We start from the raw sequence: 12,590 nt of genomic DNA on the forward strand, positions 1-12,590 counted from the left end.
ATAAGGAAGGTGTCAAAATGGGAAATCAGTTTGTGCGAATCGATGAAAAGAATTGGAAACGAGCGATGCATTGTCAGGTGTTCAGAAATAGTGTAGAGCCGGCTTTTTGTGTGAGTTTTGAGCTCGACATTACAAATTTTCTTAAAAAAATTCGCGAAAAGGAGCATTCTTTTACGTTTGCGATGGTTCATAGTGTTTCTGTTTGTGCCAATCAAATTGAAGAATTTCGCTATCGGTTTGTCGACGGCAAGGTGGTTCTTTATGAAAAAATCGATACCGCCTTTACCTACCTAAATCAGGAAACTGAGCTGTTTAAGGTCGTGAATGTTCCATTAGTAGAAAATCTTGAAGAGTATATCGCGTTAGCTGCTAAAACAGCAGAGGAACAGCAGGAATATTTCACCGGTCCTTTAGGCAATGATGTCTTTCAATTTTCACCCATGCCTTGGATTAGCTATACGCATATTTCACACACCAATTCGGGTAAAAAGGATAATGCCACGCCACTATTTGATTGGGGAAAATATTTTCAGCGTGACGGTCGAACACTGCTGCCATTCTCTATTCAAGCGCACCATTCCTTTGTCGATGGCTTGCATGTTGGAAAACTGGCGGATACTTTACAAGCATATTTAGACGCTTTCTAATATAATGGACAGCAAATCAAATAGTTGTTGGTGAGGAAGAACAATGATTACAAATATTGAAGAATTGTACGAAGCGTTTAGCCGAAACATGGTACATAAGCGCTGGTGGGATACGGATAATAAGTGGGAAATTTTACTAGGAGCAGTCCTGGTTCAGAATACCAATTGGCGAAATGTCGATTATGCTCTGAAAAATTTGTATCAAGCGACCCATTTTTTACCAGAAGAAATTTTGGCTCTGGAAATGATCCAGCTCCAGGAATTGATTCGACCAAGCGGATTCTACAAGGGCAAATCGAAGACGATTATCGCCTTATTGACTTGGCTGGAGAGCTATCAATTTAATTTATCGGCGGTCGCAGACAAAGAATTTCCTGTATTACGGAAAGAATTATTAGGGATTAAGGGGATTGGTGAAGAGACGGCGGACGTCCTATCGGTGTATGTCTTCGATCAGTCAACCTTTATCGCAGATAAGTACGCGCAACGCATGTTTGAAAAATTTGGTTTCGCTTCGACTGGTTATAAGCAATTGAAACAACGGATTGTCTGGCCTGAAACAATGGATACGCTTCGAGCACAAAATTTACATGGCTGGATTATTGAATATGGACAGGTATATTTAAAAAATGACGAGGTTTGGCAAAGCGGTCCATTGAAAAACTTTAAGTTGAAGTTAAGCGCAAACGAGGAAAAGCAGTCAAAAAGAGTCTAAGCTTTCCTTCAAAAGTCTTTCGTGGTATAACTTTCAAGGATTAAGCGAAATGTATTAAATAAGGAAAATGAATAAGGAGCAATGAAATGGTCACATTAAAATCAAAACGAGAAATCGATCAGATGAAAGAATCGGGCGCAATTTTAGCCAGTATTCATGAACAATTACGGGAAATTATCAAGCCAGGGATTACTACAAAAGAAATTGACCAATTTGTTCAGCATCAAATTGAGTCTGCCGGAGCGACAGCCGCGCAAATTGGCTTTGAAGGCTATGAATTCGCCACATGTACCAGCGTGAACGATGAAATCTGTCATGGCTTTCCTTCAAATTATCGGTTAAAATCCGGAGATGTTTTAAAGGTTGATTTTTGCGTGGATTATCATGGCGCCATCTCAGATAGCTGCTGGACGTATGCAGTCGGTGAAATCACACCAGAACATCAAGCCTTGATGGATGTGACAAAAGAAGCGTTGATGATCGGGATCGCTCAGGCGCAGGTGGGAAATCGAGTGGGTGATATCGGTCATGCGATTCAAACCTATGCTGAGGGAAAAGGCTATGGTGTGGTCCAAGATTTTCTAGCTCACGGCATCGGACCAACGATTCATGAGGAACCGTTCTTTCCGCATTTTGGAGCTGCTGGAAAAGGCACACGATTAAAAGAAGGAATGACCATCACGATCGAACCAATGATTACGACTGGCACTTGGGAAGCAGGTATTGATGGAAATGGCTGGACTGCCCGCACGTTAGATGGCAGCTTTTGCGCTCAATATGAGCATTCCATCGCGCTTACTAAAGAGGGTCCAGTGATTATGACACAACAAAAGGCCTAATTAGAACAAAGAGAATTCGTGGAAACGAATTCTCTTTGTTCGTTATTTTTTAAAATTTTTATCTTTTTTCTGATGAATTTTATTCAAGGAAATAACTTTCTCAACTCAAACTTTTTAGACGATCTAAAAAATAAAAGTCGGTCGAAAATCTATTTACAAATCTGTTTTCGCTGTTATATTATATAAATATTAAAAAATGAAAACGGTTTAAAACGGAGGGTGAATGATGGGTGTAGCTAAGCTAGCTGAGAGACAGTTATTTCTGATGAAATTCGAGAATTTAGAGAAAAGAGTACGGGCTTATTATGATCAAACAAAAGACGTGGACTCATTGATTGAATACGGAGTTGCTATTCTGGTAAGGAATTTTTTCTGTATGCGCGCCTTTGCAGAGTTAATCAAAGAGTTGATTCGAGAGGTCTATTTTTCAGCAGAACCAACGGCTAGTATGCGCCGATATATGCCCTATTTCGAGGGATATTTTAACCTAAGTGAATGGGAAGCAGTGATAAAACGATTGTTTGCCGATCGAGCAAATTATCTTGCACAGACGGAAGAAGCACGTTTATATAAAGGGTATTTAGATCAAGTCGGGACACTCGATAATCACATTGAGGGTCTTGTTTATCGTGTGGAAGCCATCTTTGAGGATACTGTAGGGAAAAAACATAAATTGACGATTCGAGAAACCGATTCAACAATTGATGAGGCGTTGACCATCCATGTGTTGAACATTTTGACGACGTTAAGCATTTTTGATACCGCTGGAGTGCGAAAATACGCAACTTATGTGAGTTACCAAACGTCCGGAAAAGTCATTGCAACTGCTCATAATTCACGCCAGAAATCAAACACAACAGCAAAGGAAACAGAAACCATCGCTACTGCGAAACAAGCACCTCAAAGATCTGTGGCGATCACTAAAAATCAGGAAGGCGCCGCTTCAACAAGTAAGGAAGCAGCCATTGAGCCTGCCGCGATCTCAAACACTGCAGTGAAAAAGAGCGCTTCAACCCCTCCAAAAAAAGACACGCTGCCAGATGATCCTACTAAGGGAAAGAGCCAACCAATAGCTAAGGAACCGAAGAAAAAGGCTGCTGCAGATAAATCAATGGGACTCCATCAAAAACCAGATAACTCCTATAAGCGTTTGGGCAAAAACAAAGAACAGATCCAGAATCACCGAGAGGACAAAAAGAAGGAACAGAAAGTGAACAGCGCACTAGGACGGAGGAAGAATCGAAAGCGGAACAAGCGAAAATAGCGTGCTTGCTTAGCTAGGGGAACCTATTTGGCAAAAACCAGATTGCTTTTATAAAGCGACAAATAAAAAGGAAGCACATTTTTTTGCGAACCAAAATGTAGTCAGTGAACAAATCCCCCTTTTTTTTAGACAAATCCGTAAAATAGTCTAACTTTTTGACGACTTGGAAGCGTCTTATTTTCAATTATTTTGGGCTATTGGTAAGCTTGATTTAACAAATTGAAGGGGGAATCATCATGAGATATACGAATGGGAATTATGAAGCGTTTGCCAGACCAAGAAAACCGGCGGGCGTAGATGACAAGAGCGCCTATATCGTTGGTGCTGGGTTAGCAGGTTTAGCAGCGGCTGTCTTTTTGATCCGCGATGGTCAAATGAAGGGCGAGCACATCCACATTTTTGAGGAACTTTCTTTATCTGGTGGTTCATTAGATGGGAAATTTATTCCCCATGATGGTTTTGTGACCCGTGGCGGCCGAGAAATGGAAAATCACTTTGAATGCTTATGGGATTTGTTCCGCTCAGTGCCATCACTAGAGGTAGAAGATGCTTCTGTTTTAGATGAGTTTTATTGGTTGGATCATGATGATCCAAATTCATCCAATTGTCGGATCATTCATAATCGAGGAGAACGGGCAGCAGATGATGGCGATTTTACATTATCAAAAAAGGCGCAAAAAGAATTAGTAGAGCTTTTCATGACTTCGGAGGATCAACTGATCGGTAAAAAAATCGAAGACGTTTTTGGCGATGAATTTTTTGACTCGAATTTCTGGTTGTACTGGTGCTCCATGTTTGCCTTTGAAAAATGGCATTCAGCGATCGAAATGCGTCGCTACGTGATGCGGTTTATTCACCATATTAAGGGATTGCCGGATTTCACAGCATTGAAATTTACTCGCTACAATCAATATGAATCGTTGGTAAAACCACTATTGGCCTTCCTAAATGACCATGGCGTGGATTTCCAATATGAAACACAGATAACTAATATTGAAGTTGAAGCAACACCAGACAAAAAGGTTGCGAAGAAACTATTATTGACGCGTTCAGGCAAAGCTGAAGAGATTGATTTAACAGAAAATGATCTCGTTTTCGTTACGAACGGCTCCATCACGGAAAGCTCAACAGAAGGCGACCACCATACCCCAGCTCCCATTACTCGTGAGTTAGGCGGCAGCTGGAATCTTTGGAAAAATTTGGCAAAACAATCGAATGAATTCGGCCATCCGGAAGTCTTTTGTGACAATTTGCCAGATGAAAGCTGGTTTGTTTCAGCTACAGTGACGTGGGAAAACTTTGATATTGAACCCTATATTTCCCGTTTGACCCAACGCAAATTACGAACAGGAAAAGTCGTGACGGGCGGAATCATCACCATCAAGGACTCGAACTGGCTGATGAGCTTTGCGACACATCGTCAACCGCATTTTAAAGAACAAAAGGATCAACAGACAGTTACTTGGGTTTATGGATTGTTATCTAACACACCTGGGAACTATATCAAGAAACCAATCGAGCAATGTAGCGGACAAGAAATTGTTCAAGAATTGATGTATCACTTAGGAGTACCGGAAGACGAAATCAAACGCATCTCTGAAGAATCCTGTGTGGTAATACCGGTTTACATGCCGTTTATCACTTCGTACTTTATGTTACGGGAACCTGGTGATCGTCCGTTAGTCATTCCAAATGGCTCAGAAAATCTCGCCTTTATCGGAAACTTCGCTGAAACCGAGCGCGATACCGTCTTTACCACAGAGTATTCCGTCCGAACAGCGATGGAAGCTGTTTATTCATTCTTAGATATCGAACGCGGTGTGCCAGAGGTATTTGCATCCGCGTATGATCTCCGAATCTTAGCCAATTCGGTCTACTATTTGAGTGACCGCAAGAAGCTTTCCGAAATGGATCTGCCATTTGTCGAGAAAAAAGTGCTGGAACATTTCGTGAAGAAAGTTGAACACACGTATATTGGCGATGTATTAAAGGACAATCATTTATTATAGAGGCTCATTAGGAGAGTGAATCAACTTCGGTTGATTCACTCTTTTTGCGTAATGAGATTTTTTTAATAATAGTATTCATTTTATAGTATAATTTTAATGAATCAGTAGAGAAGAATTAGGAGGAATTGTGGATGATCAAAATAGCAATTGTTGGATACGGGAATTTAGGTCGTGGTGTGGAACGGGCGTTGAAGCAAAATACGGACATGGAGCTAGTCGGGGTATTTTCAAGAAGAGATCCGGCTAATGTTGAGACTGAAGGTGCACCAGCCTATGCATTAGATGAATTGGAAGGCTATAAAGGAAAAATCGATGTGTGTATTTTGTGCGGCGGCTCGGCGACTGATCTGCCAGTTCAAACACCAGCAATTACAAAGCAATTCAATACGATCGATAGTTTTGATACCCATGCGAAGATTCCAGAACACTTTGCGAATGTCGATCAAGCAGCGAAGGAAAACCAAACTGTTTCGATTATTTCAACAGGCTGGGACCCAGGGTTGTTCAGTTTGAATCGTTTATACGCACAAAGCATTCTGCCAGTAGGTGAAACGTATACTTTTTGGGGTAAAGGTGTGAGTCAAGGACATTCAGATGCGCTAAGAAGAATTGAAGGCGTTGCTGATGCGATCCAGTACACCATTCCTAAAAGCGAAGTGATCGAAAAGCTAAAAGCCGGCGAAAAAATGGAATTGACGACACGAGACAAACATTTACGAGAATGCTTTGTTGTTTTGGCGGCGGGAGCCGATGCGGACACGATCAAAGAAGAGATCGTTACAATGCCAAACTACTTTGATGAGTACGATACGACCGTTCATTTTATTTCGGCAGAAGAATTGAAACGTGATCATGCTGCGATGCCGCACGGCGGAACGGTATTGCGGACAGGTACGACCCATGAAAGTACGAAGCAGGTGGTCGAATACAATCTACAATTAGAAAGCAATCCAGAATTCACTGCCAGCGTGCTAGTAGCCTACGCCAGAGCATGCGCACGTTTGGCAGAAGAAAAACAATTTGGTGCCTTTACAGTGTTAGATATTGCACCGAAATATTTGTCACCGGTTGATGATGCAACCTTGAGAAAAGAATTGCTATAATCAAAAAAAAGCGGAGTGAATCCTAGCATGCTAGGTCACTTCGCTTTTTAAATGTTGTTAATCAGTACTACTAAGGAGAAATGCTCCTCATCATAGTTGATATCTAAAGTACCGTCATAGCTTTCTACAATGGAACGAACTGATTGTAATCCAATCCCGTGCTCCTGGGGTTTGGCTTTGGTTGAGTAGAAACGAGCGTCCTGTTTCTGAATCTTATTTTTTTTCGTATTTTTGATTTCATAGCTGAAAAAGCCATTGTAATATCTAGCCTTCATTGAAATCACCTTATTTTCCGCTTGATTCGCAGCCTCGATCGCATTATCCAAGGTATTGCCAAATAATGAGCACAAGCTAATGTCATCAAGGGTTATCATCGTGTCGATATCTAGCTGCATGGAACAATCAATCTGATACTCCTGCATTAATTGGTATTTTGCATTTAATACCGCATTAACAATCGTATTTTTGCAAAATATCCGATTTGAGAGATTATGCTGCTGGGTTAGGTTTGCCAAATATTTCTCTGCTTGCTCCGGTTGGTCTTGACGAATCATATTGAGCATGACACTAAAGTGATTGTTCATATCATGATGGATTTTGCGCAGTTGCTGTTGATTGCCTTCAAGTTCTTGGTAATACTCTTTTTGCAGCTGAAGGTTTTGATTTTCTAATTTATAGCGAAAGCTCTTTGCAACATGGCCCGTCATATACAAGCTACAAATGCTGGTTACGATACAAGCAAAAGAAGCGGGATAGATCATTCGTGTGTCTGTCGGAGTAAAGATAATAAAGCTGATCATTGCAACCAATGGTGTTAAGCAGATCATGTCCAGAATCAGCCATAATTTTTTAGTAATCTGCGTTTTTGTGTAAGGTATAGCATGGCGGAAAAAATGATACATTCCATACCAAATCAATCCTCGAAGCAGATGAGCAACTCCGTGTAAAAAGAGATCCAGTGTGATCCCCTCTCCATTTGCTTGCCAAAGCCTCAAACCGATATCCTCCAACAAAAAGTTTACTGCTACAATGAACGGATATAATGCCAGCACTAACGTAATTTTATGAACGAGCGGGCCTTTTAAGAACAAAAAGAAAGCCACAGTAAAAGCCAAAAAAATGCCACTTACATTGACAGCATCATTAGGATAAATAGGAACTGATATAGCAAAAAAGGTAACTAAAAAAAGCCAAAATTGCAGAAATCTATTTTGTTTGACTGGAATAAAGGTTTCGATCAACTGATAGAGATAATACGTTCCAAATAGTCCGGTTCCTTGACTGATGACTAATTCAATAAGCTTCATTCGACCACCTACCCTAACAACGTTTTGGCGAAATGAACCATGAGAGACTGCCGGTACTTCCGGCTGATCGGCAGTTGCGCTTGATTGCAGGAAAGAGAGGCGGATTCTACCTGCTCGACGTAATTCAAATTAACGATATACCGATTGTGAATGCGGAGAAAGCACTCAGGCAGCTCTAATTCACTCAATTTTCCATAAAAAGCATAGGAGCCTTGTGTAGTTATGACTGTCAGCAGACGGCGATCACTCATAAAATAGCAAATATCCTTTAAGGCCACTCTGGTACTGCCAGACTTTTGCTCAATCAAAAAGTATTTTGGCTGCGTCCTTTCTAATTCCTCCAACGCCTTGTGCAAAACCTCAAGAATCTTTTCCTTACTATAGGGCTTCAATAAATAGTTTAACGCCTGAACTTCGTAACCTTGAAAAACAAAATCAGCGAAGGCCGTGATAAAGATAATGACGGCGTGCTGATTAACCTTCCGTAATTGTTTGGCCGTTTCGATCCCATCCAAGTTTTTCATTTCAATATCTAAAAAAAGAAGATCGACTGTTTCCAGCCGATTACTGCTTAATAATTCTTCCCCCGAAGCAAATTCACTAAGCTGATAATCGACTCCCAGTAATTGAAACTCCGGTTCGATTAGTCTAATCAATGCTTTGCGCATTTCTTTTTCATCATCACAACAAACAACCTCCAACATTTTATCCCTCCCTTTTTTTCATCATTATAGCATTAATCGATTCCCGAAAATGACAAGAAATCGGTCAAAGTTTACAAGATGTCTCATAGGTAATGGCAACGAGTTCTCCTAGAATAAGGGTATAGAAAACAAGGGGGAGAAAAAATGTTAACAGTCGAGCATTTATACAAGAGTTTTACTACTGGCGGTGTTCAGTATGATGTATTGAAGGACGTATCTTTTACGGTTGATAAAAGTGAGTTTGTTGCGGTAATGGGACCATCAGGGAGCGGGAAAACGACCCTTTTGAATTGCATCTCCTGCTTTATTCCTTATGAAAAGGGTGAGATTCGGTTAGACGATACCCTGTTGGCCAACCTTGACGAAGAGGCGATGGCGGAGGTGCGGAACAAGAAACTGGGCTTTGTCTTTCAGGATTTTATGCTGTTAGACGGGTTAACGATCTTTGAAAATGTCTGTGTACCGAAAGTTATCACCCAAGCGCCTTATCGTCCAATGGAACAAAAGGTGACTAAATTACTGAAATTATTTGGGATCGATACGATTGCCAATAAATATCCAGTCGAGATCTCTGGCGGACAAAAACAACGGACGGCGGTAGCTAGAGCTTTAATGAACGATCCCCTGATTTTGTTGGCTGATGAGCCGACTGGGAACCTAGATAGTAAATCACGAGATACAGTGATCGAAGCCTTCATCGAAGCGAAACGAACATTAGGCGCGACGATTTTTATGGTTACCCACGATACCTTTTCAGCTAGCTACTGTGATCGTGTCTTAGTCATGAAGGATGGCAATATCTTTACTGAACTGGTTCGAAAGGGGACCAGACAACAATTCTTTGATGAGTTGCTTCATGTGCTAAAAGAATTGGAGGAAAATCCTGATGAAGCTATCCATGTCTGATCTTTTAAAAAAGCTGCGAAAATACAATCAGCGAAATTATCTACAGTTTGTTTTCTGTATGACCTTTTCGGTGTTACTGATTACTTCTTATGCGGTGATGCTTTACAGCACGATCGTTCAACAAACCCTGCCAGTCGGCGGCGATAGCCGCAAACAGGTGATGATGATTTTTGCGATTGCGATTATCGGCTGTTTGATCTTTATCCTGTATGCAGCTAGTTTATTCTTAAAATACAAGAGCCGCGAGACGGGTGTGTTTTTAGCTTTAGGAGCGAAGAAAAAGTATTTATCGCAAAAGCTGACGCTTGAGCTGCTGCAATTGATGATTGGTTGTATTCTGGTTGGCGTGGTTCTGGGGATTGGTTTAGCCTTCTTGATCTGGCAGGTATTTCAGCTAGTACTATCCAACCTCGAGGCTATGTCATTAGGCTTGTCTGTCACAGGTGTTGCGATTGGGGTGGTTTTTGGGATCGTATCGATGGTCCCGGTATTATATCAACTTTATCGTTTTGTTCAGCGAACCGATATGATGGAGATTTTGTATCATGAAAACAAAAGTGAACCTCTGCGACCGGTAACGACGAAATATGGCGTTTCGGGTGTTGTCTTACTAATAGTAGGTCTGTTGTTAGGTTTTATTGGACCGAAAATAGGATCAAGCCTGGGGATACTGCTTCCTAGTATATGGAGCGCGACGTATTTGATTTCCTTAGTTGGGCTCTATCGCATCATGACCTATGCCATCATGAAGAACAAGCGTGGCAGAAATCCGCAGAAGTATTACAATGATTTGATCGGCTCTAACATGATGAAATTCCAAGGACGACAAACCGTTCGTAATATGAGTATTATTGCCTTGCTGTTAACCGCCAGTTTGTTCGCTTGTTTTTATCCGCCACAATTATATAGTGCATCCAATTCGTATGCTAACAGTCCAGTAGATTATGAGCTGCATTACAATCTCGCAGAAGATGAAGTGGATCAGCAGGATATTGATCGTTTAGCAGAAAAGCATGATGTGAAAATCAAGGAGTATAAAGAACTGATTTTTTCAGAATTGTTAGCGAGTGGCGTAGAACGAGATTGGTCCGATGATGGAAAATTAATTGAAGAGTATATGGAAGACCATCGTTTAGCCGATTTTATTGATGCAAGCACCTTTAATCAGCAAACCAACCATAACCTCGTGATCCCTCAAGGCCAGTATTACCGAGTAAAGGGGACAGAAGAAACTGAGGGCATATGGGAAAAGGATAACGATCTGGACCAGGTCATGAATCCTGTTACCAAGGAAAAGCTGCCATTGAAATTTAAGGGGATCGTTCGTTACCAGCCGTTAGTGAATCAAGGCAGCCGGCGTTATGTATTGAATGATCAGGATTATCAAACGATCAAGCAGGAGTTGAATGAAGAAAATCAAACGAAGCAGATTCTTTTTAACGTAGCCGATTTAGAAGCTTCCTATCCATTTGCGCAAGAGCTTTATAAGTTGTTTATTGACAAGGCTTCTTCAAAAATGGCGGTTCCCAATCTCTATGATGCGTATCAGTCGGAAAAAGCCAAAGCGAACCATCAGAGATATGGCTATAATCGAAAAATCTCTTTATCAGTGACGAATCCAGAGTTGATGGATGGCTGGAAGTATTATCCAGCGATGAAAATATTAGTTGAGAAAACGTTCTTTCAGAATGTAGCCGTGTACTTCTTAGTGTTCATTTTTGTCGCGATTATCTGTTTAGCTGCTGTCGGAGTGATCTCCTATACGCGCGGTATCACAATCGCTTTGTCTAACCAACGCTTATTCGACGACTTAAAACGTTTGGGGGCAAATAATCACTACATTCGTAAATGTGTACTCAGTCAGTTGAATAAGCTATTTATTTTACCGACAGTCGTTGCAATCCTTCTGATCTATGGGTTTACCCTGCTGATGTTTAATACAAACGATGGGCAATTCACCGGCACTGAAATGAGTGCACTAATGATGGACAGCGTCCTGCTAGTCTTGGTTGTACTCTACCAAGTGGTGGTCTATGCAGTGTCATTCCGTAAAATCAAAGGGATCTTGGGAATTTAATCAATGTCAAATTGAAAAAATTCTATATTTGTTTAAAATAGAAAACTTGAGGAACCTAGCCTGACTGTTCCTCAGGTTTTTCTTTTGCTTAATTTTAGTGAATTGGGTACGTTACAGGTAAGAAATCAGAGAAAGCGAGGGAGTCTTATGAAATATGAAAAAATCTCACCGACGGATAATTACCCCTACAAAATTTTTTCGTTTCAATCAAAATCATCTGATCGTCTAATTCCGCCTCATTGGCATGAAAGTTTGGAATTGCTTTTTTGTTTTTCTGGAGAATTGGAGGTCATTTTTGCCGGGGAAACTTATCGTTTGAAGGCAAAGGAGTTCATTATTATTAATTCCAACCATGTTCATTCGACGAGAAGTCCCATTTTAGGGGAATGCTTGGTGATTCAGTTTCCTCTGGAATATCTCCAAAGAATTACGGAGGAGCACTATTTGAAAAAGTTTTTATTCAAAGCTATACCCGAGGAGCATTATGCAGAAGCGCTGGCGTGCTTGCTGTCCATTTACCAGAAGTTTTTTTCTGATGATTTAGTGAATCATTTACATGTAAAGTCGAAGGTTTATGAACTACTTGCTTTACTCTGCGAAGGTAATACATTTTCCAGTACTAATATTTATGAGATCAAATCTTTCAAACATTTAGAAAAAATGGAAAAGGTCAATCAATACATTCAAGATCACTATACCCAGAACTTGATGATTGAAGAAGTCGCGAAGACCTTCAATTATAATCCGTCTTATTTTTCTCGTTTTTACAAAAAATTTATGGGGATTACCTTTACAGAGTATCTTAACTCGATTCGCTTAGACGCCGCATATAAGGAAATGCGTGATACCGACAAAACCATTTTGGAAATTGGCTTGAACAATGGCTTTGCTACAAATAAAACCTTTTACAATGTTTTCCGCAATAAATTTGGCATGTCGCCACAAAAATTCCGCAAGCAATTTTTGAAAAAAAGTAATTAAATTTCCACTTTGTCGTAAAAAAGTGGAACGACGAATAG

11 protein-coding genes are annotated in these 12,590 nt (G+C 40.6%); 9 read left to right on the forward strand and 2 right to left on the reverse strand.

Annotated elements, in window-relative coordinates; translation table 11 throughout:
- Positions 1 to 17 precede the first annotated feature (17 nt).
- The 6 genes from IGI44_RS02500 to IGI44_RS02525 all read left to right on the forward strand — a co-directional run bounded on the left by IGI44_RS02500 (position 18) and on the right by IGI44_RS02525 (position 6,577).
- Positions 18 to 647: a CatA-like O-acetyltransferase gene (locus IGI44_RS02500; RefSeq protein ID WP_438786186.1), complete on the forward strand. Its 630-nt coding sequence runs from the start codon at positions 18 to 20 to the stop codon at positions 645 to 647.
- A 43-nt stretch (positions 648 to 690) separates the two neighbouring features.
- Complete coding sequence (locus IGI44_RS02505) at positions 691 to 1,362, forward strand: endonuclease III domain-containing protein (RefSeq protein ID WP_438786187.1); 672 nt, start codon at positions 691 to 693, stop codon at positions 1,360 to 1,362.
- Positions 1,363 to 1,448: 86 nt separating this feature from the next.
- The gene (gene map, locus IGI44_RS02510; RefSeq protein WP_438786188.1) at positions 1,449 to 2,201 is read left to right on the forward strand and encodes a type I methionyl aminopeptidase; all 753 of its coding nucleotides are present in this window, start codon (positions 1,449 to 1,451) and stop codon (positions 2,199 to 2,201) included.
- 223 nt (positions 2,202 to 2,424) lie between these two features.
- Positions 2,425 to 3,465: a hypothetical protein gene (locus IGI44_RS02515; RefSeq protein ID WP_438786189.1), complete on the forward strand. Its 1,041-nt coding sequence runs from the start codon at positions 2,425 to 2,427 to the stop codon at positions 3,463 to 3,465.
- Between the two features lie 236 nt (positions 3,466 to 3,701).
- Positions 3,702 to 5,474 (forward strand): oleate hydratase, encoded by a 1,773-nt coding sequence (locus tag IGI44_RS02520; RefSeq protein ID WP_438786191.1) that lies wholly within the window; start codon positions 3,702 to 3,704, stop codon positions 5,472 to 5,474.
- 131 nt (positions 5,475 to 5,605) lie between these two features.
- Positions 5,606 to 6,577, forward strand: a complete 972-nt coding sequence (locus tag IGI44_RS02525) for a diaminopimelate dehydrogenase (protein WP_438786192.1) — start codon at positions 5,606 to 5,608, stop codon at positions 6,575 to 6,577.
- Positions 6,578 to 6,624: 47 nt separating this feature from the next.
- On the opposite strand, the gene IGI44_RS02530 is transcribed toward IGI44_RS02525, so the two are convergent.
- Both IGI44_RS02530 and IGI44_RS02535 read right to left on the reverse strand, forming a co-directional pair.
- Complete coding sequence (locus IGI44_RS02530; protein ID WP_438786193.1) at positions 6,625 to 7,884, reverse strand: sensor histidine kinase; 1,260 nt, start codon at positions 7,882 to 7,884, stop codon at positions 6,625 to 6,627.
- Positions 7,885 to 7,892: 8 nt separating this feature from the next.
- Entirely contained in the window at positions 7,893 to 8,588 is a 696-nt protein-coding gene (locus IGI44_RS02535; protein WP_438786194.1) for a LytR/AlgR family response regulator transcription factor, read from the reverse strand.
- 144 nt (positions 8,589 to 8,732) lie between these two features.
- Here IGI44_RS02535 and IGI44_RS02540 point away from each other — a divergent pair, with 144 nt between their 5' ends.
- From IGI44_RS02540 to IGI44_RS02550, 3 genes are all read left to right on the forward strand, one after another.
- Positions 8,733 to 9,494 carry an ABC transporter ATP-binding protein gene (locus IGI44_RS02540; protein WP_438786195.1) on the forward strand — a complete coding sequence of 254 codons (762 nt, stop codon included), beginning with the start codon at positions 8,733 to 8,735 and terminating at the stop codon, positions 9,492 to 9,494.
- Entirely contained in the window at positions 9,475 to 11,571 is a 2,097-nt protein-coding gene (locus IGI44_RS02545; protein WP_438786197.1) for an FtsX-like permease family protein, read from the forward strand. Before IGI44_RS02540 ends, IGI44_RS02545 begins: the two co-directional genes overlap by 20 nt.
- 147 nt (positions 11,572 to 11,718) lie before the next feature.
- Positions 11,719 to 12,552: an AraC family transcriptional regulator gene (locus IGI44_RS02550; protein ID WP_438786198.1), complete on the forward strand. Its 834-nt coding sequence runs from the start codon at positions 11,719 to 11,721 to the stop codon at positions 12,550 to 12,552.
- Positions 12,553 to 12,590: the final 38 nt, after the last annotated feature.

Origin of the sequence: Enterococcus sp. DIV0756, assembly GCF_051710745.1 — a bacterium.
Lineage (GTDB): Bacteria > Bacillota > Bacilli > Lactobacillales > Enterococcaceae > Enterococcus_A.